This is a genomic window from Actinomadura sp. CNU-125 (assembly GCF_001942465.1).
Taxonomy (GTDB): Bacteria; Actinomycetota; Actinomycetes; order Streptosporangiales; family Streptosporangiaceae; genus Spirillospora.
Genome location: NZ_MKJY01000037.1, coordinates 1 through 23,610, shown reverse-complemented (window position 1 = coordinate 23,610; position 23,610 = coordinate 1). Strand labels below are relative to the sequence as shown.

Here is a 23,610-nt window from a genome sequence, read left to right as displayed (position 1 = left end):
GGGGCCGACGTGCCCGTCTGGTTACCGCCCCGAGGAGGTCACCGTGGTGACGGCCGGTGGGCCGCAGACCGCGACGATCTGCACGACGACAGAGGGAGAGCAGTGAGCGAGCCGAACGAACCCGGCGAGGACGAACTCGTGCAACGGGGGGTCGACGTCGCGGCGCAGGCACACGAGCCGACCGAGCCTGATGAGGAGGTCGTACTGAAGGACCTGTACGGGCCGCCCGACGGGGACGGCATCTATCGCGGGGAGGGGGCGTGATGCGGATCGAAGCCGACTTCCACAAGCAAGATGCGGCGGGGCACGTCCTGGCGGCCCCACCGTGCATGCTCGCCATAGGCGACCGAGTGGAACTGATCGAGCCCGTCAACCGCGAGGCAGCGCAGGCCACGGTGGTGGCGTACGAGTCCGGCGGCGCGGTCGCGGCGTTCGAGGTGCACTGGCATACGGCGAGGCGTTTGCTGCTGGAGCACGAGGTTCACCCATACGTGGAGAACCCCGTGTCCGAACTGCGCGAGAGGTGCGTGTGCGGGCACTTCCGTCAGCACCACCTCCACGTCGGGGTCAGCTCGGCGGTGTGCTGCTGCATGGGCTGCATCCGGAGCCGCGACCCTGACGATCCGTACGGTGAGCTGGCGGACCTCGTTCGAGGTGAGGACTGATGAGCGGCCGGGACGACTTCCTGCGGGAAGCACGCAAGAGCCTGGGCCTGTCCGGGCGACCGAACTACATCACCCGCGACTACGCCCGGCGGCACGGGAACGCGTTCCTGGACGCGCCGTGGTGCGATATGTCCATCACGTACTGGGCTCGGCATGCGGGGACGACCGCCGCGGTTCTGCCGGGCGGAGACCGCGCCTTCACGCCGTGGCACGCCGGGGACTTCCAGAAGATCGGCCGCTGGCACACCGGCACTGTCGGGGAGCTCAACCGGGCTGAGCCGGGCGACGTCGTGTTCTTCGACTGGGGCTACTCCAATTCGATCGGCGCGATCGACCACGTCGGTGTGATCGAGAAGGTGCTCGGCGGCGGCCGGGTCCAGACGATCGAAGGCAACACCGGCGACGCGTGCAAGCGCCGCGTGAGGTCGGCATCAGTGATCGCCGGGTATGGACGCCCGGCCTGGGACGAGGAGGACGACGTGTCCGCGAAGGAAGTCTGGGACGAGCCCATCGACACCGGAGACGGCAAGAAGCGCTGGAAGGCCCGCACCGTCCTCGGCCACCTGGAGAAGAGCCAGGACCGCATCGAGGCGAAGCTCGACGCGCAGCAGGCGACGATCGACAAGCTCGTCGACGCACTCGGTGCCGCGCAGGGCGTCGACCTGGAGGCGCTGAAGACCGAGATCCGGCAGGCGATCGAGGGCATCTCCGTGCGCCTCGACGTCGAGGAGCCCGAGGCGGGCTGACCGTGGCTCGGATGCTGGGCCGGTTCGAGTCGCCGGGCTGCTGTCCGGGGACGCGCGCGGGCTGGCGCCGGACGCGCCGCTCGTTCGGCCCGGACTGCTCGGGCGCGGTGACCGATCGGCGGCGGGCGAAGCGCCGCGAGCAGCGGCAGGTTGTCCGCGAGATCGAAGCCGAGTACACGAACGTACCTAGCCCCTGACCTGCTTTTCCCCGGCCCCGGGAAAAAGCTCTGACCTGCAACTTTGTGCACCCGCGCAAAGTTTCCGTATGGATCCTTGAGGTCCGCCAACCTGCCTTCCCCCGGGGCGGGAGAAGGCCGTGACCTGAGGAGGTCGCACATGAAGATCCTCGGACGTGACCCGGCCGCGTGGCTCGCCGCCGTCGCCGTCGCCGTCCAGGCGCTCGTCGCGTGGGGCGTCGACCTGAGCGAGGAGCAGCAGGCCGCGATCAACGCCGCCGCCACCCTCGTCATGGGTCTGGCGATCGCGGTCGTCGTGGCGCGGGACCAGATCATCCCGGCGGCGGCCGGCGCGCTCGGCGGTGTGCTGCAGCTGCTGGTGGCGTTCGGCGTCGACTTCACGCAGGAACAGATCACGACGGCGGGCGCGCTGCTGACGGCGGCGCTGGGGCTGTTCCTGCGGACGCAGGTGACGGCTCCGGTCGCGCCGGACGGCACGCGGGTGCCGAAGCAGACGCTCGCGAACCGGTAGCCGGTCGCGGCCCCGGCAACGCGGACGGCCCCCGCTCCTCCTCCGGGAGCGCGGGGGCCGTATCCGTCGTTCAGCCCTGGACGGCTTCCATCAGCGCGGCGCGGGCCTTGCGGCGGTCGTCCACCGTCAGCCACCACGGGTCGAGCTGGATGTTCACCGCAGCGGTCTGCGCTCGCCGCCACGCGTCATCCCATGCCTGCCGGTCTTCGTCGCTCAGCTCGGCGGCGCCGGTCGCGATGTCGATGGCCCGGGGCAGCCGGGCGGACAGGTCTCGCAGGGTCGCGTCTGCGGCAAGGTGGTCACGCTTGTGCTGGATCAGGGCAGGTGGGACGTCGTAGCTCACGGATCGCATCCTAGGACGCGAAACGCCCCACCCTGGCGCAGGGTGGGGCACATCAACACGCGACGGGTCAGGCGCCGGCGAACTCCGCCTTGCGGACCTCGGGGTCGCTGTCAGTCGGCTTGAACAGCGGCCAGTCGGCCGTGATGCAACCGGCGGCGTGCAGCGCGGTGCGGAGGTTGGCGGAGAACAGCCGCTGTGCGTCCTGCTGGCTGGTTGCCTCGACGCCCATGAACACGCTCATCCACCGGTCGGTGATGCGGACCGTGGTGTCGGGGTCGATGATGCCGGGGTCGAACTCGGTGAGGTTGAGGAGTTCGTCGGTGACCGCGTCGGTGAATGCGTCGAAGCCGTCGTCGGTGTCGTGGGCGGGGTCTGCGCAGATGAAGGTGAGGTCTGCTGCGAAGTAGTGAGTCACTGGCCTTCACGCTCCTTCCAGCATGTTCCCCGAGTGAGTTGGCCGAGGAGGTTGGTGACGTAGTTCGGGTCGGATGGGGTCAGTGCCATGTTCTTCTTACACTGCTTCGGACACGGACAGTACAGCTTCCAGTACTTCTTGTGTCTGAATACCCGCCAACCCTTGCGTTCAGCCTCCTTGCGGATTGCCTCTAGCTCTTTGCGGAGGTTTGGGGACATGGGCATGGTCTCCGCTTGCCGTGAGTGTACGTCGGGGCCCCATGGTGTCCTAGAGCGGGGTTCGATTTCTCGGTAAATATGCAGCCAACGGCGCCTGACCGGATGCGGTCGCCAGCCCGGGGCGTAGACTTGCATCGTCGGTGGGGGAACTCACGGGGAGGAGTCCCCGCCTCCGCCGGCTCCAAGCTCCTGATTAGGCCGCTCGTCCGCCGGTGCGGCGGCCCTCGACCACAACCGGCACGAACGCCCCGTCCCCCATCTCGGGGGGCGGGGCGTTTCGTCGTGTCCGGAGTCAGGCGGTCGAGTCGCGGACGATCAGCGACCCGGACGGCAGCGACCACCCATCGGTGATCCGCATGTCCCGCTGGTAGCGCGCCACCGAGAGCAGGTCGAAGGCCCACACCGCCACCACGTGCAACGGCGCGTCCGGGTCGCGCTCCCCGCGCTCGGTGAGGCGCTCCTCCAGCACGATGACCGGCGTCCCGTCGGGCGTGTCCCCGATCGACATGCGGCACCACACGAGGCCGTCGTCCTCGTCGTACTGCTCCCGGGCGTCTCCCTCTCGGAGGGTGATGGTGGCGGGGTCGATGTCCAGCTCGCGGGGCTCGATGTCGGCGGGGTCCACGTCGGCGCCGATGATGCGCGCGACCGGCTTGCGGTAGAGCTCCACGACGACCTCGCCGCCGGCGCGGACGTGGTCGAGCGTGTTGCGCCAGTCCGAGCGGACCTCGGCGCTCTGCATGCGCCGCACGCGGGTCGGCATGGGCTCGTCGTCGGCGGGCTCCGGGTAGGCGGTGGCCTCCGGGGGGATGGGCGTGCCGTCGAACTCGTGCCGGAGCTGGTGCGCGCGGGCCTCGCGCTTCGCGCCGTCCTGGGCGTGGCCGTCGACCATGTCCCGGCTGATCGGGTCGTCGCTCTCGGCGCGTTCGGCGGCGCGGCGCCAGGCGCCCGCGGCGTGGCTGTACGCCTCGCGGACCCGGCGGGCGGCGGGGCCGCGCTGCTGCTTGAGTTCGGCGGCGGCGGCGAAGCACGCTTCGGCGCGGGCGGTCCAGTAGGTGGTAGTCTCGGTCGGCGTCATACCCATAGTGTCGTACAAGTCGTACAACATTTCCAAGGGGTTGGCCGGATCCTGCCACCACCTGCCAACGCCCCGCCCGGCGCCTCCCGTAGGGCGTGTTGCTCCCCACGTACGTGGGGGTGGGCAGGACGCCTACGGCTCCGCACGCCCCTCCCCGATCGGGCGGGGGAAACGAGAAGCCCCCGACCGATCCGGTCGGGGGCTGCGTCGTGGTCGGGGCCGCACGCCGCACCGATCAGAGAAAATGCGCCTGGCAGCAGTGCCGCGGGAGGTCGTGCCCCTTCGGCAGGAAGCAGGTCGCCGAGCACTCGCCACAGGTTGCGGTGCACTGCGTCGCGGTGGCCTCGACCGGGCGCGGCGTGTGCCGCCGGATGAGATCGGCGAGCGCGTCCGGGTCCGCCTGGCCAAGGTGCGTCAGCTCCCCGATTTCGTCGCGCACATCGCTCGCCAGCGCGAGGATGCGCGGCTGCTCGGGGCGGGTACCGAGGTGCTCGGCGAGCAGCTCGGGCAGCCGGGTATGCATGGTCTCCTCCAAGGGGGTTGGGGCCGCGGCCCGGGCCACCTCGCGCAAGGAGTCCCCGGGCCGCGGGGTCTATTCGGCCTGTCCGGACAGCAGGCCCTGCCACCACCACAGGGCGACGTCCTTCCGGACGGCCGGGGTCTCATGCACGGTCCAGATGCCGCTGGGGCGCCGAACGGTCCGGCGGATCCGGTACCTGCCGCCGATGAGCCCGTACTCGAAACTGGTGTCCCGGCATGACTCGCATGTGTGCCGTTGGACGCGGAGCCGGTCACCGGTCGGGCTGTGCCACGGCAGGTGTGCAGCGGCCGGGGCGGGCGGCGCCGGGTGGACCGCCCCGGGGGTGAAGCACGGGCGGGACGGCGCCGCGGACTCGGCCGGGCGCGGCTCGGGCCGCGGGGCGCGCTGGCGGGACGCCCCGTACACGTAACCGCCCGCCACAACTACTCGCCCTCGACGCGTCCGACGCCGACCATGGTGGCGATGCGCATCCCGGCGTCAACCACGTGATCGGCCGGGTCGAGCCACTCGCCGCCGACCTCGAACCACAGCCGCCCGTCGTCGTTGGGGCGCGGCCGGGACAGGACGGTGACCGTCTTGGCCGGGCCCGTGACCTCCAGGGCGTTGCCCTCCCGAGCGACGTCGCAGCCGAGGCCGGTCAGGCGCTGCTGTAGGGAGTACGTGCGGGCGTACTGGTGCGGATACTCCTCCACACCGTTCGTAGGGGTGTTCGTCATGCAGTCACGTAATCACGGGTAGTGCAGGGTGGTCTAGGGATTCATAGGGCACACCCTGCATATCTTTGGCCGGTCACGGCCACATAGCGTCACCCGTATGACCATCGACCCGGAGGCCCGCACCCCGCCCTACCTGCAGCTCGCCGCTCTCATCCGGCGGCAGATAGCGGACGGGACCATCCCGGTCGGACGCCGGATCCCGAGCATGCACGAGATCGAAACCGAGCACGGCCTGGCCCGCAACACGATCGCGAAGGCATACCGGGTACTGCGGGACGAGGGCCTCGTCGAGACCGAGCTGGGGCGCGGCCTGTTCGTCGTCAAGGTCCCCGACGACGAACCGCCCGCGGACCAGTAGGCCAGCGGGCGGTGTCTCGCGGTACGCCGGGCGCTACTGCGGCGCCACCGGCTTCACCCCGAGGTCGGGCAGATGCTGCTGGCACCAGCCCCGCAGAAGGTTCTGCGACCCCGCCCGCTCCGCCTGATCGGCGAGCGCCACGAGCTCCGGAAGGGTCGACTGCCGCGCGATGGCCGCCGCCATCCCCACGGCGTACCCGTTGTTCGGGTCCTGCCCGTACAGGTACTCGCACATCTTCTCCCCCCACGCCTCCACCGTCGGCGACGGCGACGGCTTCAACGACGGCGCCGTCGCCTCATCGGACGACGATCCGCATCCGGCGGTGAGGACGAGCACGCCGGCGGCGGCGAAGACGACGAGACGCATAGGGGCTCCCGGAGTGTGAGGGTCCCCGTTGGACGCGTCCAACCGCCGTCCGGATCACGGTGCGGCCTGCTCCGGCCACGGCGCGGGCGCCGTCCGGTCCACGCCCCGCCCCGATGCGGCTTCGGCGGCAGCGGCGGCGGCACCGAGCCCGGCACCCGTCACCCGGTAGTAGCGGCGGCACGCACCACCACGACGCTCCGACGCCCGCTCGTCGCTGGTCTCCCACCGGGACACGATGAACCCACGCTGCTCCATCCTCGCCAGGATCGGGTACACCGTCCCGTCCGGCAGGCCCGTCACCTCCACCAGCTCCCGCCCGTACCACTCCCGCCCGGCCGCGGCAGCCTGGCGGAGGACGAGCGCGAGCTGCGGCGTCATCCGCCGCATGTGGCGGCTCACGCGAAAACCCGGCAGACGGGATTGCACGGCGTCGCGAGGCTGTCGATGACCTCACACATCGGGCACAACGCGGTCGCCGGGATGTCGCGGCGCTCCACGCCGTGGGACAGGTCGGCGCCGCACAACGCAAGGTCGGGGTTGCAGCAGTACAGGTGGACGTACCGGTCCGGCGGGTCACCCGGCCCAACCGGGGCAGTCTCAGGAGTCACGGTGGTCGCTTCGACAGTCATCGCGTGCACCTCCAGCACAGGATCGGAGAAGAAGAAACAGGAAGCCCAGTAAGCGGGTGCAGACGCCGCGACTTGCCGACCACGCCGGTGCCGCGGCACACCTCGCAGCGGCCCGTCACGGCCGTCACGGGCTCGGCGTCACGGCCCGTCACAGGCGCCGTCACAGGGCCCGTCACGGCCTCGTCACGGGCCTCTGACCTGGGAACCCCACCCCCAGCCCCCACCCGGACGTCACGCGGCTTGTCACGGTCACGGCGGCTCATGCCGGCACACCCCCCAGCGGCTCCAGATCCACGATCCGGTACACGGTCTTGGCCCCCTCGCGGGTCTTGTCGAGCGCCCCGTCGTCGGTGAGCCGGTCCAGGACCCGGTTGACCCACGACCGGGACGTCATCCCCGACCGGGCCCGGATCTGCTGCAGCTCCGCATCGGTCGCCCCGAACGACGTCTGCCCGGTCTCATAGCGGTGCCGGAGCCAGTCCTCCACGAGCCGCTGCGCCGCCTCGGGCGACAGTTTCCCGCCCTCCGGGAGAGGTGTTTCCAGGACGTTGTCGTGGTCGGGCAGGTTCGGGATGTCGTCGTTCGGGCCGCCGGTGACGGTCGGGTCGGGGTCGGGGGTGGTGACGTACTCGGCCACCGTGTCGCCGTCGTCACGCAGCTCGTCGACCACGTCATCGACGTCGTCGGGGCTGGTCAGGACGATGATGCGGCCTTCGCTGTCACGGCCGAGGATGCTCTTGAGTTCGAGCGCTTCGAGGACCCGGACGCTGTCGTCGTGGGACAGCCGCAGCTTGCGCTGCAGCATCTCGGTGGACGCGTACTGTGCGGCGATGACGAGTTCGGCGGCGTCGGGCAGTACGTCGTCGATCGTCGCGGGCGCCGGGGCGGGCGGCGGCTCGTCGACCGGCCGCAACGGCACCGCCGCCGCTTCGGCCGCCGCTTTGGCCGGCGCGTTGAGGGGCATGCCTGCGAGGCGGCGGGTGAAGTTGTCCTCGGCGCGGTCCGCGGCGGGCCACTGCGCGGCGTACGCGGTCATCGCCGCGGCGGCTTCACGTGCCGAGGAACCCCACGCGAACGTGCGCAGCGGCATCGCGATGTGGGTTTCGGGGACGCCCTTGGCGTCCAGGAACGCTTTCCCGACGTGCTCCGGTTTGCCCGCACCCCACAGTTCGGGGGCGGCCCCGGCGCGCTGCTGCGCCTCACTGAGCCCGTACTGAGCGTCGTCGCCGTCGTTCAACCCGAAGCACATGAACGCCATCTGCGACCGGATGATCGTGGGCATCTCCGAGAAGATCGACTTCTGCAGACTCATGATGACGCGGCCACCAGCGGACCGGATCTCCTTGGTGACCTGCTCGACAAGCTCCTGATCTTTGTTGCCGAGCACGTCGAAGATCTTCGCGACCTCCTCGAACAGCACCAGCCAGTACGTCAGCCCGCAGCCCGGCTCCCAGTCGTTGAACCCGTGCTTGGCCAGCCACTTCGTCCGCTCCGGGATCGCCGCATGCAGCTCACGCAGGAACTTCACGGCCCCGGCCTTGTCGGTCTCCAGCCGGTGCAGCGCCGGACGCAGCGGCCCGAGCGTCTGATCGTCCTTGGCCAGGTCGACACCGAACACCGCGACGTCGCGGCGCGTGATCGCCTCCGCGAGGAGGTTCCAGGCGCCGCCCATGGACTTCCCCGACCCGGACGCGCCCATGACCTGGAGGTTGCTGCCGGGGACGATGAGTTCGGCGGGCTCGGAGTCCTGGAAGATCCCGACACGCGACGGGTCGGCGATGCTGCCGCCGGGACGGGACGGGCCCGGCCACGGGATCGGCGCGTTCATGATGCGCGGATCGGTGACGGTGAAGTGCCCCTGACCTGCGTTGTCGCTGTCGTGGGCGAGGGTGAACGACCCGGGCGGGACGTTCGCGGCGGCTTCGAGGGCGGGGATACGTTTCTGCACTTCGTCGACGGTCATCCCCTCCGGCACTTCGAGCGCCGCGCGGGCTTTGCGGTCGGTGATTTCCTTGGTGCGGACGCTGCCGCCTTCGAGACGGGCCTTGGCTTTCGCGCCGTCGAACAGCGCTTTGAGCGGGTCACGGCTGCGCCCCTGCTCGTCGACGGGCACGGTGCGGATCGCGGCGCGAATGTTCCACGCCAGCGCCAGCGCACCGCCCACGAAGAACCAGCCCGCGAACGTCACCGCGTGCGTGACGCCGGTGATGTTCGCGACGACGAACCACAATCCGGCCGCGGCGGCGTCACGGTCGAATGCGCCCGGCCGAGGAGCGCCCGGTCACGCGCCACCATCCACGTCAACGCCGTCAACGCCACCGTCGCCAGCGTCCCCACCAGCGTCGTCCACGTCACCGCCGGGGCGTCACCCCACAGCCAGTGCGACACCGCCCCGACCGGCAGCAACGCCACGAGCAGCACCCACGGCGGGACCAGCACCATGACGCGTGACACCCCGGCGGTCACGAGCCGGTCCATCCCTTCACGCTGCAGACTCTTCGAGCGCGCCATCACAGATCCACGTCCTTCGACCAGGTCTTACGCTTGCTGTTCTTCTGCTGTGCGGGGGTGGCGAGGAAGTCACGGCGGTACTGCGCCTGGAACTTCACCGACTCCGCGGAGATCGCCAACGCGAGTTCCTTGGCGCGTTTGAAGCGGCGCCGCACGATCCGGGCGCGGAGCCGCACGTCGACGCCGACGAGGAGCGGGTGCCCGTCCAGGCGCCGCATCTCGCGTTCGGCGCGGGCCCCGTCGGCTTCGATCTGCGCGGCGAGGTCCCGCGCGAGCCGCTGCGTGCTCTTGGCGTAGGCGGTGACGTTCGCGCCGACTTTCCCCTGGAAGGTGACGTCCCCGAGCCGCGCGATCTTCTTCCCCCCGGTCCCCATCAGGACGCCCTCCGGTGGCGGCCGCTGCGGCGGGACGCTTCGGTGAACTGCCGCTCGTAGGCGCGGACGATTTTGGGGCCCTGCTGGCCCATGCCGTGCGCCATCTCCTGCGCGCGGACCAGCCGTTTCGCTACCCGGCGTGCTTTGAACTGCACGTCCAGGCCGAGCGCCCACCAGCGGCCGAGCGACACCAGCGCGGCTTCGGCGTCTCCGGCGGCCATCTCCAGCTCCAGCGCGAACTGGTCACCGAGCTGTTCGAGGCGGTCGCCGTAGATTGTGAACGCGTCCGCGAGGGACCCTTTGAACTCGACGTCGGCGAGTTCGGTGATCTCGCGTCCCATCAGGTGTCTCCCTCGGTGATGTCGGCGTCGATGGCGTTGGAGGCGTGGAGGCGGTACTCGTCGGCGATGAGGCGCCCGGCCCGCTTCAGGTAGCGGGATGGGCGGGGGATCCCGGTGGCGGCGGTGAGGAGTTCTTCGGCGGCGGAGGCGATGAACCTGGCGGCGGCGATGGTTCCGCGGATGGTGTTGCGGGTTTGGTGCCAGCGGGCTCGGGTTCGGGCCCACCAGGTTCGGGTTCGGGTGGTTCGGGCGGGGGCGAGTTCGGGGGGGTTCATCGGGTGGGTCCGGTTCGGAACCTGGTTCGGGACCGGGTGGTTCGCGGTTCGTGGTCCAGGTTCGGGTTCGGGTTCGGGTTCGTGGTCAGGTTCGGGAGCTGGTTCAGGTTCACGACGCCACGGGTTCCTGGTTCACGAGTTCGCGCGCGGCGACGAGCCGGTGGTAGCCGGTGGTCTTGGTGAACCCGAACTGCTTGCGAACCACGCCGAGGGTGACGGCCTTCTCGCCGCGCTCGCGGATGAGGTCGGCGACCTGCTCGATCTCCTCGGCCTTCTTCTTGGCGCGGTCACCGAGGTTCGTGGTTCGGGTGGTGCGCGGTTCGGGCAGGGGTTCGGGTTCGGGGTTCGCCGGTTCGGCCGGGTGGTTCTGAACCTCCGGTTCGCGGTTCGCCGGTTCGGGGTTCGCGGGTTCGGCAGGTTCGCGAACCTGCGGTTCCGGGTTCACCGGTTCAGGTTCGGCGGGTTCGGGTCGCGGTTCGCGCACCGGTTCACGAACCTCGGTCTCGGGCAGTTCACACGAACCTCTCCGCGAACCTCCGGAACCTGAACCTCCGCACGAACCCGAACCGGCTGCGGCACGAACCACGTACCTGGAACCTGGAACCTGACCGCATGGTTCACGTCCGACCGGTTCACCTCCGCAGCAGCGAACAGGTCCTCCCCGGCCGCCGCCGCCCGCAGCTCCCGCTCGTCGTCGCCAGTGACCCGATCGGCCTGCCGCCGCGCCGCGTCCGCGAACGCCTCCGCGACGATGTACGAGAACAACGCGAACGCCGCCGCCCCCGCGGCACACACCGCGCCGATCACGTTCGCGCCGACGACATTCGCAGCCATCGACGCCACCAGCGGCGCAACCATCAACGCCCACAGAACAGCGTCCTGACCCCGGGTGAGCCGCCCACCGTGCTGCGCCAGCTCCGACCGGGCCAGGATCACGATCGTCGTCAGACCCGTGAGACCGACCTCGGCGATGTACCCGGACCCGGCGGGGATGCCGTGCTCGACGGCGACGTGCTCCAGACCGCGGGCCGACCCGACCGCCAACACGATCGACGTCGCGAGGGACACGTGCATCCAACGGCGGCGCCCCGAGTACAGGGCCCGCACCGACCTCGCCGGCGACGACACTTCGCGGGCTTCGTGGAGGGCGTCGAGTGCCTGTTCGGCGTGCGCGGCGCGGCGGTCTTCGACGCGGATCCGGCGGTGGATCCGGCGGTCGTCGGCGGTGAGGATGCCGCGGTGCTGCCGGTCGCGGAGCTGGTCGGCGTAGGGGCGGACGGCGGGGTTGGTGCGGGGGTCGATGAGGCGGTCTTGCCCGGTGATGTGGGCGAGGGCGGTGGCTTGTTCGGTTTGCTGCTCGACGGAGGACACCACGCTGGTGTTCGTTTGCCACCAGAGCTTCACGGTCGGCTTCTTGAGCTTCACGTTGCCGTCTCCGTCCGCGTGGAGCCGTTACGCTTCGCTTTCATGACTGTGGCCTCCAGGGGTCCGGTCAAAGGGCCCGGCCGGTGCTGTGATCACCGGACCGGGCCCGCCTGCGTGCGCTTGGGGTGCTACACCCCGAGTTCGTTCGGTTCGACCGAGAAGAACAGGACGGTGGGGACGCCGAACTTGCCCTCCTGCATCTGAGCAATAAGGTTCTGCAGGACGTTGTCCCGGGTGCCGCCGGGCTGGATGGTGGCTGTGCCGTCCTTCGTCTGGAAGATCGTCCCGTTCGGGGTCACCCACTGGAGGGTGAGGACGAAGTGGTACCGCATCAGGCGTCCCGGCCGGTCTTGGCGGCCTTCGCCCAGGCGACGCCGTCGTCGTAGGGCATGCCGTGGATCCCGGTCATCGCGGTCGCGGCGGCGAGGGCGAGGGTGGCGTGCACCTGCGCCTGCGCCACCCGGACGGCCGCGGTTTCCGGGTCGTCGCCGTCGGAGCGGTCGAGGAGTTCCTCGGCTCGCTGGTAGTGCTCCGGCCCGGTCACTTCTTGCTGCCCTTCGCGCCCTTGGCGAGCTCGGGCAGGCCGCGGCCCTTCTTGCCCCACATGGACGAGGTGGGGGCGGTGGCGGTGCCGCCGCTGCTGCTACGGTCACTCACAGGATTTGCCTTCCTTAGCTGGTGGCTGGTCCTCACAGCCCCGTCCGGCGCTGGAATCGCCGGGCGGGGTTTTCTCGTGGGTGCCGCGCGGCCGGGACGGGCTCGGGGGCCTGCGTCCCGGCCGCGCGACGCGGGTTCGGGGGTCGTCCCCCGTGGGGCCGCCGCGCACCACCGGCCCGGCCTCGCTTCCGAGTGGTGCGCGACGACTCCACGAGAGACGAACACCCGGCGTCTACGAGCTGGCCGCGACCTCGGACGCCATCCGCATCTGCTCGGTGATCGCGTCCGCGAGGGCGAGGGGCTTGTCCGCGGCGATGGTCTGCGCGAGCCCGGCCTCCCGCTCGGGCACGGTGAGGTCGCGGACCCGGGTGGCGTAGAGGGATCCGGCGTCGGAGGTCCACACCTTGTAGCCGGTGAAGTGCTTGATGACCTCCTGCATCTGGCGGGTGAAGCCCTGGTACTCCGGCAGCGTGTGGGGGAGGGGCCGCGCCTCGGCCGTGTTTTCCGTCATGGTGTGCTCGCTCCCTGTCACAATCCCTGGGGTGGGACGGACTATCGGGGACTAGGTACTCCCCCAGGATGCACTAGACGATGCACAATCGCCATAGGCGAATCAACATAGTCCAAAAGGTGCTTGAATGTCCGAACCGCTCCACACCACCCCGGCCGTTACGATCACCACACCCACCGGCACGGAAGAGGAACCCGACATGCCCGAAGACAGGAGAAGCCCCACAGCACGACGGCGCCGCCTCTCAGCAGAACTGGAGACGCTGATCAAGCAGGCGGAACTCGACGCCTACCACGTCGACGACGCCCTCGGCTGGACACGCGGCAAGACCGCCAAGATGATGCGCGGCGCCTGGAAACTCCCGAGCCTGCGCGACGTCCGCGACATCCTCGACCTGCTCAAACTCACCGACGACGACCCGCACCGCGAATACCTGCTCACCCTCGCCCGCCAAGGCCGCGAACGCGACTGGTGGCACCCCTACCGCGAGATGCTGTCGGAGACGTTCACCACCTACATCGCGCTGGAAACCGAAGCGCAGACCGTCCACACCTTCGAGCAGGGCGTCTTCCCCGGCCTCACCCAAACCCCGGACTACGCCCGCGCCGTCATCCGGAACGGTCCCTTCGAGCTCGACGACGACGCCATCGAGGAACGCGTCACCGTCCGGATGGAACGGCAGAAGCTCCTCACCTCCTCCGCCGACCCCCTCCGACTTTGGGCCATCCTCGACGAGGCAGTCCTATGTCGCGCACCCAGCGATGAGCCCGGCCAGAAGGGCCGGCAGATCATGCGGGACCAACTGGGCCACATCCGGGAGCTGGCCGCGCTGGCCCGGGTCACCTTCCAGGTCATCCCGTTCAGCGCCGGGCTGCACGCTGGCGTGTCCGGGCCGTTCACCATCTTGGAGTACCCCGAGCCCGCGAGCCCGGATGTGGCCTATGCCGAGAACCTTGCAGGCGAGTTGGTGCTGCAGAAGCCCGAGGACCTCAAACGGTTCCGGACGGCGCATGAACGTTTGAAGGGCTTGGCGTTGAGCCCTACGGCTAGCCTTGAGCTGATGGTCGCAGCCGCGGCCGACCTGACCTGACCGACTCATACCGAAGTGAAGTACCAAATGACGAACAGCCAGATTTCCCCTGCCCGCGCTCAGTGGCGCAAGAGCAGCCGCTCCAATCAGCAGGCCGCCTGTGTCGAGGTCGCTGACCTCGCCGCGGCGGTCGGTGTCCGCGACTCCAAGGACCCGTCCGGCCCGGTGCTGACGTTCAGCCGCCAGGCCGTCGCGGACCTGGCGCACCGCATCCGTGAGGGGCACCTCGACCTCTGACCCGTGAGAAGAGAAGGCCCCCGGCAGCGACGCTGCCGGGGGCCTTTCCCATACCGAGCGGAAGTACCAAGTCCCGCGGTTGAAGGATACCGGCGGGGATGGGGTCAGAGTAGGGGCAGTTGCTCGGCCGGCGACGGTGCGGTGTAGCCGACCATGGGTGCGCACCGGGTGGTGCAGGCGCGGACGGAGCGGCCGGTCGCGCCGGACGTTCCGACGGTGACGGAGTCGGGGACGGGCGGGTTCCCCTGGATCTGGTCGAGTTGGGTGCGGCAGACGATGCAGGCGCGTCCCTTGGCCTGGTCGATGTTGAGGTCTGGGAACACGGCGCCGGGGATCGGGGCGCTGGGGTGCTCATTGTTGGTGTTCATCGGGGCCTCCAGCGTGGTCGGGAGGCGAGCCCGAACCCTTCAACCGGTGTGCATCGGATTCGTCGCACGTAGGTGGACGCCGGAAGCGGCGATCCTGCGGGAACCTCTGGTCGCATGTAGGTGGACCTGGGAGTATTAGAAGTCCGATGCTCTATCCAGCTGAGCTACGGGCGCTCGGCGACCGGCTGGGCGCCGGGACACAGTGTAAGGCTGTGCGTCGTCAGGCTCCACATCCATATCGCGGCTTCGGGCCGTAACGCTGTGGTAAGGGGCATATCTTTGGTGGCCGTGGACTTTGAGGTGCCGCTCTCCGGGACGGGGGGCGTGGTGCGGGTGGCGGACACGGTGCGGCGGCCGGGTGGGGCGCACAGTGCGGCGGTGCGCGGGTTGTTGCGGCATCTGGAGGGCGTCGGGTTCGAGGCGCCGCGGGTGCTGGGGACGGACGAGGCCGGGCGCGACGTCGTGAGCTGGGTGCCGGGGGACGTGCCGGGACGGCCGTTGCCCGGGTACGCCGGGACGGACGAGGCGTTGCGGGGGGTCGCGCGGTTGGTGCGGCGGTACCACGAGGCGGTCGCGTCGTTCGGGGTGCCGGACGGGCCGTGGGATCTGGGCGGTTCGTATCTCGACGGGGAGCCGGAGGTCGTCGGGCACTGCGATGTGACGCCGGAGAACGTGGTGTTCCGGGGCGGGGTGCCGGTCGCGTTGATCGACTTCGATCTGGCGCGGCCCACGCGGCGGTTGTACGACGTGGTGACGGCGCTCCGGCACTGGGGGCCGATCGCCGATCCGGCGGATCGGGACGCCGTGTGGTACGGCGTCGACGTGGGGCGGCGGCTGCGGGTGTTCTGCGATGCGTACGGGCTCGACCGGCGGGGACGCGGCGAGGTGCTGCCTGCGGCGCGGGTGCGGTTCGAGCGGTCGTACGAGGTGATGCGGGCGAGGGCCCGGCGGGGCGGGCGGTGGGGGAGCGTCTGGCAGGGTGGGGCCGGGCCTCGCATACGGCGGGCCCAGGATTGGCTGGAGCGGCACTGGGATGAGCTGGATGCGTGCCTCTGCTGAGGGTTTGGTCGTCGGGACGGTGCTGGACGCGGTCGTGGGGGATCCCGAACGGGGCCATCCCGTCGCGGGGTTCGGGCGCGTCGCTTCGAAGGTGGAGGGTTTCGTGTATCGGGACTCGCGGACGGCGGGGGTCCTGTACGTGGGGGTCCTCGTGGGGGGTGCGGGGCTTGCAGGGGTCGTGGTCGAGCGGCTCTGCAAGGGATCGATGTTCGTGACGGCGATCGCGACGTGGGCGGTCCTGGGCGGGACGTCGTTGGGGCGCGAGGGTTCGAGGATGGCGGACGCTCTGGAGTGCGGCGATCTCGATGGTGCGAGGGCGCGGTTGCCGCATCTGTGTGCAAGGGATCCCGAGGGGTTGAAACCGGACGAGTTGGTGCGTGCGACGGTCGAATCGGTCGCGGAGAACACGAGTGATGCGGCCGTCGCGCCACTGCTGTGGGGCGCGGTCGCGGGGATCCCGGGATTGTTCGTCTACCGGGCCGTGAACACGCTCGACGCGATGGTGGGCTACCGGAACGCGAGGTACGAACGCTTCGGGTGGGCGGCCGCGAGGCTCGACGATGCGATGAACTGGGTGCCCGCACGGGTCACGGGGGCGATCGTCGCGTTGTTCGGCGGGCCCGGCGCGTGGCGGGTGCTGGTGCGGGACGGCGGGAAGCACCCGAGTCCGAACGCGGGGCGGTGCGAGGCCGCGTTCGCGGGGGCGCTCGGGGTGCGGTTGGGCGGGGCGAACTCGTACGGGGGTCTGGTGGAGCGGCGTCCGGAGATGGGGGACGGGCGGGCGCGGAGGTGCGGGACGTCCGGCGGGCCGTGCGGTTGTCGGCGATGGTGACGTTCGCGGCGGCGGGGCTGGCCGCGGTGGTGGCGTGGAGGCGCGGGTGAGCGGGCTGCTGGTCGCGGGGACCACGTCGGACGCGGGCAAGAGCGTGGTGACGGCGGGGTTGTGCCGGTGGCTGCGGCGCAAGGGGGTGAGCGTCGCGCCGTTCAAGGCCCAGAACATGTCGCTGAACTCGATGGTGACGGAGGACGGCGCGGAGATCGGGCGGGCGCAGTACATGCAGGCGCAGGCGGCGGGGGTGACGCCGCGGGCGCTGATGAATCCGGTGCTGCTGAAGCCGGGCAGTGATCGGCGGAGCCAGGTGGTGGTGCTCGGTCGTCCGGTGGCGGAGGTCGACGCCCTGGAGTACGGGAGCCACAAGGAGCGGCTGCGGGCCGTGGTGGGGGAGTCGCTGGCGCAGTTGCGGGACGAGTACGACGTGGTGGTGTGCGAGGGGGCGGGGAGTCCGGCGGAGATCAATCTGCGGGCCGGGGACATCGTCAACATGGGGCTCGCGCGCGCGGCGAACCTGCCGGTCGTGGTGGTGGGCGACATCGATCGGGGCGGGGTTTTCGCGTCGCTGTTCGGGACGGTCGCGTTGCTGGAGCCCGAGGATCAGGCGCTCATCGCGGGGTTCGTGATCAACAAGTTCCGGGGCGCGGTCGAGCTTCTGGAGCCGGGGCTCGTGCGGCTCCGGGAGCTGACGGGGCGCCCGACTTTGGGTGTGCTGCCGTGGAAGCTCGGCCTTTATCTGGATTCGGAGGACACGCTCGCCCTCGACAAGCCGCGTCCGGACGCCCGGGGGCCGTACGGGCGGGAGACGCTGCGGGTGGCGGTGGTGCGGTTCCCGCGCATCTCGAACTTCACCGATCTGGACGCCCTGGCCTGCGAACCCGGCGTGGTCGTGCGGTACGCGGCGAGCGCGGGGGATCTCGCGGAGGCGGATCTGGTCGTCCTGCCGGGCACGCGCGCGACGGTGCACGATCTCGCGTGGCTGCGGGAGCGGGGGATGGCCGCGGAGGTCCTGCGCCGGGTGCGGGAGGGCCGTCCGGTGCTCGGTGTGTGCGGCGGCTACCAGATGCTGGGCGAGGAGATCGTCGACGACGTCGAGTCGGGCGCGGGACGCGTCGAGGGGCTGGGCGTCCTCCCGGCGCGGGCGGTGTTCGGCGCGGAGAAGACGCTCGGACGTCCGAGCGGCGCGGCCTACGGGGAGCCCGTCGAGGCGTACGAGATCCACCACGGGGTCGTGACGGCGGAGGGCGGCGAGTCGTTCCTCGACGGGTGCCGGGCGGGGGCCGTCTGGGGTACGACCTGGCACGGCGCGATGGAGAACGACGGGTTCCGCCGGGCGTTCCTGAAGGACGTGGCGAGGGCGGCGGGGCGCGCGTTCGAACCGGCGCCGGACGTGTCGTTCGCCGCGCTGCGGGAGGCGACGCTGGACGCGCTCGGCGATCTGGTCGAGGAGCATCTGGACACCGACGCGGTGTGGCGGCTGATCGAGGGGGGCGCGCCGGGGGATCTGCCGGTTGTTCAGGCCGCCGTCAAGGCTCGGTAAGGGGCGGGACGCGTGCGGCGGGTGCGGCGGTAGGGTGATCCACTCGAAGGTACGGCCGACGTATCAGGAGGAATACCCCGTGACCGACCCGAGTCTCATCGTCCCGCTGATGAAGGCGCGGGTGCCGGCCGAGGTGCAGCTGGAGTTCCCGCTTCCGTCGGACGAGGAGCCGGTGCGCGACGCGTTCGCCGGGGAGCTGTACGTGACGTACGCGCTGGAGCACGCGGACGAGTCGGCGCCGTCGGGCCGCAGGTACGAGCACGTGGCGCCGCGGCACTGCGCCGAGCTGGGCGTGGAGCCCGGCGGGCTGCGGGCGCGGGCGGTGCTGAACCTGCGGGACCGCCGCCCCGAGCTGGGGCTGAACTGGTATCCGGACGTGCGGGCGGTGACGGTGACGGTCGGCGGGCTGGAGGCGAGCCTGCTGCTGGACGACGGCTTCCTCGACAAGCTCGCGCAGGACGTGGAGGGCGACCTGGTGGTGGCGGCGCCCGCCCGGGACGTGTTCGTCGCGTCGGGCACCGGGCATCCGGAGGGCGTCGACAAGCTGCGCTGGGCGATCGCTCAGGTGTGGGCGCGGGAGCGGTCGGACGCCGATCCCGCGTGGGACGCGCCGGCGTCCGCGCTGCTGGGGCACGAGCTGCTGGTGCGGCGGTCGGGCGCCTGGGACATCCTCACGACAGTGTCTTGAACTCCGGCCACAGCTCGGTCCAGGACGCGCGCCTGCCCTTGCAGATCCAGACGGGTTTGCCCTGCTCCTCGTTGTCGAGGCCGACTCCGTTGTCGATGCGTCCGGCGGGCCGCACGTCCGTCCAGTAGCGCTTGAGCTGCGCGGCGCCCGCGAGGGATTCCGGGCCGACGACGATCGTGGTGTCGGACGCGTCCGGCGGGCGGCCGAAGTACCAGTAGCCGTTGTGGCCGCTGTAGGCGCGGGGGAGTCCGTGGTCGGGCCCGTACCGGTCGATCGCTCCCGCTTCCCCGTAGTTGCTGACGACGATCGTCGCGCGCTCGTCCGGCGGGACCGAGCGGTACACGCGGGCGACCTCGGCGACGAACCGGGGCCAGCCGACGGTCTCGGCGCCGTCGGAGTTGACCGCGGGCTGCGGGGTGCTCGCGAGCGCCGACACCGGGTAGACGGGCAGTGTGAGCAGGACGGTCGAGACGCCGGTGATCGCGTAGGCGGGGACGGTCGCGGCCCAGGCCCAGCCGCGGGGCGCGCCGCGGCGTTCGATCTCGACGGCGCCCGCCGCCCACAGCGCCGCCCACAGCCCGGCGAGGTAGTACGGCTTGCCCGCGGTGGCGAGGAACGCGACGTTGAGCAGCAGGTAGGCGTGGCCGAGGAAGCGGTACGGCGCGAGGTCGGGCGACCGGTAGAGCCGCCACAGCCCGTAGATCCACAGCCACGACAGGACGACCCCGGTCAGCACGAGCTGGAACGGGACGAACCCGGGCCGTCCGCCGAAGTCGGCGTCTCCGGCGATGGCGTCGGCCATGTCGAGCTGCGGCCAGTCGTGCCGGGCCTGCCAGGTCAGCCCGGGGACGGCCGCCGCGAGCGCGAGGACGGCACCGGCGGCGAGCATCGGGCGGCGCAGCAGGTCGCGGGGCCCGGCGATCAGCAGCCCGGCGACGAGCGCGGCGAGCGCGACCGGCGCCAGGTACTTGACGTTGACGGCCACGGCGGTCACCGCGCCCGCCGCGAGCAGCGGCCGCTGGTCGCGGGTCCGCACCCAGCGGATCGCCAGCCAGGCGAGCGCCGTGGTGAGGAGCATGTCGAACGTCGCCGTGGACAGGGTGTGGCCGGACGCGATCGCGAACGGGCACACCGCGTACGCGCCGGCGGTCAGGAGCTGCGCGCGGCGCCGTCCGCCCAGCTCACGGGCCGTGAGGCCCGCGACGAGCACCCCGGCGGCGACGCAGAGCGCGGACGGGACGCGCAGCGCGATGAGCGAGTCGCCGAAGAGCGCGGTGATCGCGCGGGCGAGCAGCGGGACGAGCGGCGGCTGGTCCGGGTAGCCCCAGTCGAGGTGCCGTCCGGCGACGCGGAAGTACAGTTCGTCGCGGTGGTACCCGTACCGGGCGGCGAGGGCGAGCAGGACGAGCGCGGCGCCGCCCGCGACGAGCAGCAGCGGACGGCGCGCGAGCGGGGGCGGCTCGGGTGCGGCGCTCCCGGAACCGGACGGGGCGGGCGCCTCGGGCGCGGGGGCGGACACATGTGCACGATATGCCGCGATGTGGCCTGCGTCACGATATATCGGGTGTCCGAGGCCGGTCACGCCCGGCCGGCAACGGGCGGCCGCCCCGCCTAGGGCGTTTTCGTGAGCGTCTGCGGTGCGGCGACCGGCGGCGTCTTGCCGAACCGCTTGCGCAGCGGGTAGACGGCGGCGACGACCGCGAGGCTGACCAGGGACGCGACGAGCTGCGAGCGGCGCTCGTCCATGAGTGCCATCGAGACGAGGACGGCGCCCAGCGCGGCGATGACGACCCAGGTGAGGTAGGGGAACAGCCACATCCGGTAGGTGAGGCTGCCGGGGTCTTCGCGCTGCAGGCGCGCGCGCAGCCGCAGGTGGGAGAACAGGATCGCCAGGTAGACGAACGCGAGCACGACCCCGATCGAGTTCATCAGGAACGCGAAGACCTGGTCGGGGGACGCGTAGGAGGCGATGACCGCGGCCCACGCGGCGACCGTCCCGAGCAGGATCGCGCGGACGGGGACGCCGCGCCGGTTCAGCTCGACGAGCCCGGCGGGGGCGTCGCCGTCGCGGGTCAGCACGTACAGCATCCGCGACGAGACGTAGATCGCCGAGTTCAGCACCGACAGGACGGCGGTGAGGATGACGGCCTGCATGAGGGTTCCGGCGGCCGGGACGTCGAGCCGTTCGAGGGCGCTGACGAACGGGCTGGTCAGGACCTCGGCGGCGTTCCACGGCAGGATCGCGACGACGAGCAGGATCGAGGCCACGTAGAAGATCGCGACCCGCCACAGCACGTTGCCGGTGGCCCTGGCGACGGCGCGGCCGGGCTCGGAGCTCTCCGCGGCGGCGACGGTGACGATCTCGGTGCCGCCGAAGGCGAACATCACGGCGACGATCGCGGTGAAGATCGCCCCGACGCCGTTGGGGGCGAACCCGCCGTGCCCGGTGAGGTTGCCGAGGCCGCCGGGGGAGTCGGGCCACAGGCCGGTCACCCACAGGACGCCGAGGACGAGGAACACCAGGATCGCGGCGACCTTGATCGAGGCGAACCAGAACTCGAACTCGCCGAAGGACCGGACGGACACGAGGTTCACGGCCGTCATCACGACGAGCAGCGCGGCGGCGAGCGTCCAGGCGGGCAGGTCGATCCACTCGGCGAGGATCGCGGCGCCCGCGACGGCCTCGGCCCCGACGAGGATGACGTACAGGTACCAGTAGATCCACCCGATCGTGAACCCGGCGAACGGGCCGAGGGCCATCCGCGCGTACTCGGCGAGCGATCCGGCGACGGGCCGCGCGACGACCATCTCGCCGAGCGCCCGCAGGACGCACAGGACGAGCGCGCCCGCCGCGGCGTACGACAGGACGGCGGCGGGGCCCGCGGTGCCGATCACGGCGCCGCTGCCGACGAACAGGCCCGCGCCGACCGCGCCGCCGATCGCGAGCATCGTCATGTGCCGACGGCGGAGCCCGGTCCGCAGGCCGGAGGGCGGGTGCGCGGTGTGCTGAGTTTCGGACATGGCCCCCGCGTTACCTCCGCGTTCCCCGCTCGTTTCCTGGACGGACCCACCCTAGATGAATCGGGCAGCGTCGATATCCGGCATATCGGACGTCCGAAATGTGGGCGCCGCAGGGACGCCGTACGCTGAGCTCCGGCGGCGAAGATCGAGATCGGTGGAGGCCCGGATGGGAGAAGTCGTGTCGCAGGACGTGCTCGGCCCCGGCTACGAGGCGATCGAGCTGCCGATGGGACGGGACGCCGAGGGCGAGGTCGTCGCGACGCTCGTGCGGCACCGCCGGACCGAGCCGTCCCGCCGCGCGGTGCTCTACCTGCACGGGTTCGTCGACTACTTCTTCCAGCGGCACCTGGCCGACTTCTACACCGGCCTCGGCTTCGACTTCTACGCCCTCGACCTGCGCAAGTACGGGCGCTCGCTGCGGCCGCACCAGACCCCGAACTACATCGAGAGCCTCACCGAGTACTTCGCGGAGATCGACGCGGCGGTACGGATCGTCCGGGACGAGGACGAGCACGGCACGCTGCTCCTCAACGGGCACTCCACCGGCGGCCTCGTCGCCGCCCTGTACGCCGACCGCGTGCGCGGCCGCGGCCTGGTCGACGGCGTGTTCCTCAACAGCCCGTTCCTGGACATCAACGAGCCCTGGCCCATGCGCAAGATCGGCGCCGGGCTCGCCCGCGCGCTGCGCCCCCGCCTCCCGAAGGCGCCGCTGCCCGCCGGGCTGTCCGACCTGTACGCCAGGAGCCTGCACCGCGAGCACGAGGGCGAGTGGGAGTTCGACCTCGCCTGGAAGCCGCTGCTGGGCTTCCCCGTCCGCGCCGCCTGGCTGGACGCCGTCCGGCGCGGCCAGCGGCGCCTGCACCGCGGCCTGGCGATCGACGCGCCGGTGCTGGTGATGGCGTCGGCCCGCAGCGTCCGCCCGTCCCGCCGGGCACCGGACGTCACGGGCGCCGACGCGATCCTGGACGTCGAGCACATGGCGCGCTGGGCGCCCCGGCTCGGCCCGCACGTGACGCTCGTCCGGATCGACGGCGGCCTGCACGACCTCGTGCTGTCGCCCGAGCCGGTGCGCGGCCGCGTGTTCGACGAGCTGGCCCGCTGGACGAACGGGTACCTGCCGCCCGAGGCCGGTTAGTCGAGGATCTTCGACATGTCGAAGTCGTCGAACTCGACGCCGATGTCCTGAGCGTCGTTGCCGCCCCGCATGATCTGCAGCCCGATCTTGCCGTTCGGGAGCGGCTGCCCGGAGTCGGTCTCGTCGAAGACCTGCTCCCCGTTCACCCAGAGGCGCAGCCAGACGCTCTTCTCGTCGTCGTCCTGGACCTCGCAGGCCGCCTGGACCTCGTTCGGGCCCTCGTCGTCGAACCCGGCGACCGAGTCGACGGTGGCGAGTTCCTTGGTGCCGAGGTCGCCGTTGGTCTTGCGGAGGACCGCGCCCTTGCCGTCCACGCGGATCATGAACATGTACTGCTTGACGCCCTCCTCGCCGGAACGGCACAGCAGGCCGTACTGGGCGTCGGGCGGGCCCTCCGTGGCGGTGACCGTCACCGAGGCCAGCACCCGCTCGGGGAAGTCCTCGACGTCCTCCTTGGGCACCTTGGCCGACAGCGCGCCCGTGCTGCCGCCGGTGCGGAGCCGGTACCGGCCGTCGCGGTAGACGGCGTCGTCGCCGAACGTGTACCAGCCGGACGCGTCGCTGGAGAAGTCGTCGGCGAACGCCTGCGCGAGCTTCTCCGGCGGCCCGCCGCCACCGATGACCTTGTACGCGACGAACCCGACCAGCACCACGGCGGCGATCGCGGCGGCCCCGATGGCCAGCGCCCGGCTCGGCACCCCGCCGCCCGGACGTCCGGACGGGCCGGACGACGGCGGCGCGCGGGCGGTACGGGCGGCACGGG

Annotated in this window: 35 protein-coding genes and 1 pseudogene; 13 read left to right on the top strand and 23 right to left on the bottom strand. The window is 71.2% G+C overall.

The window, feature by feature from the left end:
- Positions 1-102 precede the first annotated feature (102 nt).
- From BJF79_RS57025 to BJF79_RS05780, 5 genes are all read left to right on the top strand, one after another.
- Positions 103-264 carry a hypothetical protein gene (locus BJF79_RS57025; protein ID WP_187356960.1) on the top strand — a complete coding sequence of 54 codons (162 nt, stop codon included), beginning with the start codon at positions 103-105 and terminating at the stop codon, positions 262-264.
- Entirely contained in the window at positions 264-665 is a 402-nt protein-coding gene (locus BJF79_RS05795) for a hypothetical protein (RefSeq protein ID WP_143219725.1), read from the top strand. Before BJF79_RS57025 ends, BJF79_RS05795 begins: the two co-directional genes overlap by 1 nt.
- Positions 665-1,411 (top strand): CHAP domain-containing protein, encoded by a 747-nt coding sequence (locus BJF79_RS50580; protein WP_083733195.1) that lies wholly within the window; start codon positions 665-667, stop codon positions 1,409-1,411. The genes BJF79_RS05795 and BJF79_RS50580 overlap by 1 nt, the downstream gene beginning before the upstream one ends.
- Positions 1,412-1,422: 11 nt before the next feature.
- Positions 1,423-1,608, top strand: a complete 186-nt coding sequence (locus BJF79_RS05785) for a hypothetical protein (protein ID WP_075895347.1) — start codon at positions 1,423-1,425, stop codon at positions 1,606-1,608.
- Between the two features lie 139 nt (positions 1,609-1,747).
- On the top strand, positions 1,748-2,119 hold the full coding sequence (locus BJF79_RS05780) for a hypothetical protein (protein WP_075895346.1): 372 nt from the start codon (positions 1,748-1,750) through the stop codon (positions 2,117-2,119).
- Between the two features lie 70 nt (positions 2,120-2,189).
- Here the strand turns inward: BJF79_RS05780 and BJF79_RS05775 are convergent, their stop codons facing one another.
- The 6 genes from BJF79_RS05775 to BJF79_RS05745 form a co-directional block, all read right to left on the bottom strand.
- Entirely contained in the window at positions 2,190-2,462 is a 273-nt protein-coding gene (locus tag BJF79_RS05775; protein ID WP_143219724.1) for a hypothetical protein, read from the bottom strand.
- 67 nt (positions 2,463-2,529) lie between these two features.
- A complete protein-coding gene (locus BJF79_RS05770; protein ID WP_075895344.1) occupies positions 2,530-2,877 on the bottom strand; it encodes a hypothetical protein in 348 nt (115 codons plus the stop codon).
- Positions 2,878-3,387: 510 nt separating this feature from the next.
- Positions 3,388-4,173, bottom strand: a complete 786-nt coding sequence (locus BJF79_RS05760; RefSeq protein ID WP_075895343.1) for a hypothetical protein — start codon at positions 4,171-4,173, stop codon at positions 3,388-3,390.
- Between the two features lie 235 nt (positions 4,174-4,408).
- Complete coding sequence (locus BJF79_RS05755; protein WP_143219723.1) at positions 4,409-4,696, bottom strand: hypothetical protein; 288 nt, start codon at positions 4,694-4,696, stop codon at positions 4,409-4,411.
- 69 nt (positions 4,697-4,765) lie between these two features.
- Complete coding sequence (locus tag BJF79_RS05750) at positions 4,766-5,134, bottom strand: hypothetical protein (protein ID WP_075895341.1); 369 nt, start codon at positions 5,132-5,134, stop codon at positions 4,766-4,768.
- A 2-nt stretch (positions 5,135-5,136) separates the two neighbouring features.
- Positions 5,137-5,430: a hypothetical protein gene (locus BJF79_RS05745; protein WP_143219722.1), complete on the bottom strand. Its 294-nt coding sequence runs from the start codon at positions 5,428-5,430 to the stop codon at positions 5,137-5,139.
- 97 nt (positions 5,431-5,527) lie between these two features.
- Between BJF79_RS05745 and BJF79_RS05740 the strand changes: the two genes are divergently transcribed.
- On the top strand, positions 5,528-5,788 hold the full coding sequence (locus BJF79_RS05740) for a GntR family transcriptional regulator (RefSeq protein WP_075895339.1): 261 nt from the start codon (positions 5,528-5,530) through the stop codon (positions 5,786-5,788).
- A gap of 33 nt (positions 5,789-5,821) precedes the next feature.
- On the opposite strand, the gene BJF79_RS05735 is transcribed toward BJF79_RS05740, so the two are convergent.
- The 13 genes from BJF79_RS05735 to BJF79_RS05675 form a co-directional block, all read right to left on the bottom strand.
- Entirely contained in the window at positions 5,822-6,154 is a 333-nt protein-coding gene (locus BJF79_RS05735) for a hypothetical protein (protein ID WP_075895338.1), read from the bottom strand.
- A 54-nt stretch (positions 6,155-6,208) separates the two neighbouring features.
- Positions 6,209-6,553 carry a PadR family transcriptional regulator gene (locus BJF79_RS05730; protein WP_083733194.1) on the bottom strand — a complete coding sequence of 115 codons (345 nt, stop codon included), beginning with the start codon at positions 6,551-6,553 and terminating at the stop codon, positions 6,209-6,211.
- Positions 6,550-6,783 (bottom strand): hypothetical protein, encoded by a 234-nt coding sequence (locus BJF79_RS05725; protein WP_075895337.1) that lies wholly within the window; start codon positions 6,781-6,783, stop codon positions 6,550-6,552. Before BJF79_RS05725 ends, BJF79_RS05730 begins: the two co-directional genes overlap by 4 nt.
- Before the next feature lie 259 nt (positions 6,784-7,042).
- Positions 7,043-9,013: a DNA translocase FtsK gene (locus tag BJF79_RS05720; RefSeq protein ID WP_075895336.1), complete on the bottom strand. Its 1,971-nt coding sequence runs from the start codon at positions 9,011-9,013 to the stop codon at positions 7,043-7,045.
- Positions 8,968-9,249 (bottom strand): hypothetical protein, encoded by a 282-nt coding sequence (locus tag BJF79_RS05715; protein WP_262401589.1) that lies wholly within the window; start codon positions 9,247-9,249, stop codon positions 8,968-8,970. Before BJF79_RS05715 ends, BJF79_RS05720 begins: the two co-directional genes overlap by 46 nt.
- A gap of 44 nt (positions 9,250-9,293) precedes the next feature.
- Positions 9,294-9,668, bottom strand: a complete 375-nt coding sequence (locus BJF79_RS05710; protein ID WP_075895334.1) for a hypothetical protein — start codon at positions 9,666-9,668, stop codon at positions 9,294-9,296.
- Positions 9,668-10,009, bottom strand: coding sequence for a hypothetical protein (locus BJF79_RS05705; protein WP_075895333.1), 342 nt, complete (start codon positions 10,007-10,009; stop codon positions 9,668-9,670). Before BJF79_RS05705 ends, BJF79_RS05710 begins: the two co-directional genes overlap by 1 nt.
- Positions 10,009-10,284 (bottom strand): hypothetical protein, encoded by a 276-nt coding sequence (locus BJF79_RS05700; RefSeq protein ID WP_075895332.1) that lies wholly within the window; start codon positions 10,282-10,284, stop codon positions 10,009-10,011. Before BJF79_RS05700 ends, BJF79_RS05705 begins: the two co-directional genes overlap by 1 nt.
- A gap of 109 nt (positions 10,285-10,393) precedes the next feature.
- Positions 10,394-10,729 (bottom strand): hypothetical protein, encoded by a 336-nt coding sequence (locus BJF79_RS05695; RefSeq protein WP_143219720.1) that lies wholly within the window; start codon positions 10,727-10,729, stop codon positions 10,394-10,396.
- Positions 10,726-11,709, bottom strand: a complete 984-nt coding sequence (locus BJF79_RS05690) for a hypothetical protein (RefSeq protein ID WP_075895330.1) — start codon at positions 11,707-11,709, stop codon at positions 10,726-10,728. Before BJF79_RS05690 ends, BJF79_RS05695 begins: the two co-directional genes overlap by 4 nt.
- 128 nt (positions 11,710-11,837) lie before the next feature.
- Complete coding sequence (locus BJF79_RS05685; protein WP_075895329.1) at positions 11,838-12,041, bottom strand: hypothetical protein; 204 nt, start codon at positions 12,039-12,041, stop codon at positions 11,838-11,840.
- Entirely contained in the window at positions 12,041-12,253 is a 213-nt protein-coding gene (locus BJF79_RS05680; protein ID WP_075895328.1) for a hypothetical protein, read from the bottom strand. Before BJF79_RS05680 ends, BJF79_RS05685 begins: the two co-directional genes overlap by 1 nt.
- Positions 12,254-12,598: 345 nt before the next feature.
- Positions 12,599-12,877 (bottom strand): hypothetical protein, encoded by a 279-nt coding sequence (locus tag BJF79_RS05675; RefSeq protein ID WP_075895327.1) that lies wholly within the window; start codon positions 12,875-12,877, stop codon positions 12,599-12,601.
- A 127-nt stretch (positions 12,878-13,004) separates the two neighbouring features.
- On the opposite strand from BJF79_RS05675, the gene BJF79_RS05670 reads away from it, so the two are divergent.
- The gene (locus tag BJF79_RS05670) at positions 13,005-13,967 is read left to right on the top strand and encodes a DUF5753 domain-containing protein (RefSeq protein WP_083733193.1); all 963 of its coding nucleotides are present in this window, start codon (positions 13,005-13,007) and stop codon (positions 13,965-13,967) included.
- Positions 13,968-13,994: 27 nt separating this feature from the next.
- Positions 13,995-14,204, top strand: coding sequence for a DUF397 domain-containing protein (locus tag BJF79_RS05665; protein WP_075895352.1), 210 nt, complete (start codon positions 13,995-13,997; stop codon positions 14,202-14,204).
- A gap of 104 nt (positions 14,205-14,308) precedes the next feature.
- On the opposite strand, the gene BJF79_RS05660 is transcribed toward BJF79_RS05665, so the two are convergent.
- Complete coding sequence (locus BJF79_RS05660; protein ID WP_075895326.1) at positions 14,309-14,572, bottom strand: hypothetical protein; 264 nt, start codon at positions 14,570-14,572, stop codon at positions 14,309-14,311.
- Between the two features lie 282 nt (positions 14,573-14,854).
- On the opposite strand from BJF79_RS05660, the gene BJF79_RS05655 reads away from it, so the two are divergent.
- The 4 genes from BJF79_RS05655 to BJF79_RS05640 all read left to right on the top strand — a co-directional run bounded on the left by BJF79_RS05655 (position 14,855) and on the right by BJF79_RS05640 (position 18,691).
- Positions 14,855-15,631 carry a phosphotransferase gene (locus BJF79_RS05655; RefSeq protein WP_083733192.1) on the top strand — a complete coding sequence of 259 codons (777 nt, stop codon included), beginning with the start codon at positions 14,855-14,857 and terminating at the stop codon, positions 15,629-15,631.
- Positions 15,615-16,463 carry a cobalamin biosynthesis protein gene (locus BJF79_RS05650; protein WP_316043275.1) on the top strand — a complete coding sequence of 283 codons (849 nt, stop codon included), beginning with the start codon at positions 15,615-15,617 and terminating at the stop codon, positions 16,461-16,463. Before BJF79_RS05655 ends, BJF79_RS05650 begins: the two co-directional genes overlap by 17 nt.
- 46 nt (positions 16,464-16,509) lie before the next feature.
- The gene (locus BJF79_RS05645; protein ID WP_075895351.1) at positions 16,510-18,003 is read left to right on the top strand and encodes a cobyric acid synthase; all 1,494 of its coding nucleotides are present in this window, start codon (positions 16,510-16,512) and stop codon (positions 18,001-18,003) included.
- A 79-nt stretch (positions 18,004-18,082) separates the two neighbouring features.
- A complete protein-coding gene (locus tag BJF79_RS05640; protein ID WP_075895324.1) occupies positions 18,083-18,691 on the top strand; it encodes a DUF1444 family protein in 609 nt (202 codons plus the stop codon).
- On the opposite strand, the gene BJF79_RS05635 is transcribed toward BJF79_RS05640, so the two are convergent.
- Both BJF79_RS05635 and BJF79_RS05630 read right to left on the bottom strand, forming a co-directional pair.
- On the bottom strand, positions 18,675-20,210 hold the full coding sequence (locus BJF79_RS05635) for an ArnT family glycosyltransferase (protein ID WP_083733191.1): 1,536 nt from the start codon (positions 20,208-20,210) through the stop codon (positions 18,675-18,677). The genes BJF79_RS05640 and BJF79_RS05635 overlap by 17 nt on opposite strands.
- Positions 20,211-20,302: 92 nt before the next feature.
- Positions 20,303-21,712, bottom strand: a complete 1,410-nt coding sequence (locus tag BJF79_RS05630) for an amino acid permease (RefSeq protein WP_075895323.1) — start codon at positions 21,710-21,712, stop codon at positions 20,303-20,305.
- A 166-nt stretch (positions 21,713-21,878) separates the two neighbouring features.
- On the opposite strand from BJF79_RS05630, the gene BJF79_RS05625 reads away from it, so the two are divergent.
- Positions 21,879-22,847 (top strand): alpha/beta hydrolase, encoded by a 969-nt coding sequence (locus tag BJF79_RS05625; protein ID WP_075895349.1) that lies wholly within the window; start codon positions 21,879-21,881, stop codon positions 22,845-22,847.
- On the opposite strand, the pseudogene BJF79_RS55125 reads toward BJF79_RS05625, so the two are convergent.
- Positions 22,844-23,610: pseudogene (locus BJF79_RS55125) on the bottom strand (hypothetical protein); the annotation flags it as partial. The gene BJF79_RS05625 and the pseudogene BJF79_RS55125 sit on opposite strands and share 4 nt — an antisense overlap.

What these genes read in the sequence shown, in the direction of transcription:
- BJF79_RS05745 (WP_143219722.1), bottom strand. Translation starts at nt 5,430, where the DNA reads ATGACGAACACCCCTACGAACGGTGTGGAGGAGTATCCGCACCAGTAC.
- BJF79_RS05785 (WP_075895347.1), top strand. Translation starts at nt 1,423, where the DNA reads ATGCTGGGCCGGTTCGAGTCGCCGGGCTGCTGTCCGGGGACGCGCGCG.
- BJF79_RS05705 (WP_075895333.1), bottom strand. Translation starts at nt 10,009, where the DNA reads ATGGGACGCGAGATCACCGAACTCGCCGACGTCGAGTTCAAAGGGTCC.
- BJF79_RS05660 (WP_075895326.1), bottom strand. Translation starts at nt 14,572, where the DNA reads ATGAACACCAACAATGAGCACCCCAGCGCCCCGATCCCCGGCGCCGTG.
- BJF79_RS05650 (WP_316043275.1), top strand. Translation starts at nt 15,615, where the DNA reads ATGCGTGCCTCTGCTGAGGGTTTGGTCGTCGGGACGGTGCTGGACGCG.
- BJF79_RS05760 (WP_075895343.1), bottom strand. Translation starts at nt 4,173, where the DNA reads ATGACGCCGACCGAGACTACCACCTACTGGACCGCCCGCGCCGAAGCG.
- BJF79_RS05780 (WP_075895346.1), top strand. Translation starts at nt 1,748, where the DNA reads ATGAAGATCCTCGGACGTGACCCGGCCGCGTGGCTCGCCGCCGTCGCC.
- BJF79_RS05795 (WP_143219725.1), top strand. Translation starts at nt 264, where the DNA reads ATGCGGATCGAAGCCGACTTCCACAAGCAAGATGCGGCGGGGCACGTC.
- BJF79_RS05665 (WP_075895352.1), top strand. Translation starts at nt 13,995, where the DNA reads ATGACGAACAGCCAGATTTCCCCTGCCCGCGCTCAGTGGCGCAAGAGC.
- BJF79_RS05630 (WP_075895323.1), bottom strand. Translation starts at nt 21,712, where the DNA reads ATGTCCGAAACTCAGCACACCGCGCACCCGCCCTCCGGCCTGCGGACC.
- BJF79_RS05710 (WP_075895334.1), bottom strand. Translation starts at nt 9,668, where the DNA reads ATGGGGACCGGGGGGAAGAAGATCGCGCGGCTCGGGGACGTCACCTTC.
- BJF79_RS05755 (WP_143219723.1), bottom strand. Translation starts at nt 4,696, where the DNA reads ATGCATACCCGGCTGCCCGAGCTGCTCGCCGAGCACCTCGGTACCCGC.
- BJF79_RS50580 (WP_083733195.1), top strand. Translation starts at nt 665, where the DNA reads ATGAGCGGCCGGGACGACTTCCTGCGGGAAGCACGCAAGAGCCTGGGC.
- BJF79_RS05700 (WP_075895332.1), bottom strand. Translation starts at nt 10,284, where the DNA reads ATGAACCCCCCCGAACTCGCCCCCGCCCGAACCACCCGAACCCGAACC.
- BJF79_RS05675 (WP_075895327.1), bottom strand. Translation starts at nt 12,877, where the DNA reads ATGACGGAAAACACGGCCGAGGCGCGGCCCCTCCCCCACACGCTGCCG.
- BJF79_RS05725 (WP_075895337.1), bottom strand. Translation starts at nt 6,783, where the DNA reads ATGACTGTCGAAGCGACCACCGTGACTCCTGAGACTGCCCCGGTTGGG.
- BJF79_RS05740 (WP_075895339.1), top strand. Translation starts at nt 5,528, where the DNA reads ATGACCATCGACCCGGAGGCCCGCACCCCGCCCTACCTGCAGCTCGCC.
- BJF79_RS05685 (WP_075895329.1), bottom strand. Translation starts at nt 12,041, where the DNA reads ATGCGGTACCACTTCGTCCTCACCCTCCAGTGGGTGACCCCGAACGGG.
- BJF79_RS05625 (WP_075895349.1), top strand. Translation starts at nt 21,879, where the DNA reads ATGGGAGAAGTCGTGTCGCAGGACGTGCTCGGCCCCGGCTACGAGGCG.
- BJF79_RS05670 (WP_083733193.1), top strand. Translation starts at nt 13,005, where the DNA reads ATGTCCGAACCGCTCCACACCACCCCGGCCGTTACGATCACCACACCC.
- BJF79_RS05735 (WP_075895338.1), bottom strand. Translation starts at nt 6,154, where the DNA reads ATGCGTCTCGTCGTCTTCGCCGCCGCCGGCGTGCTCGTCCTCACCGCC.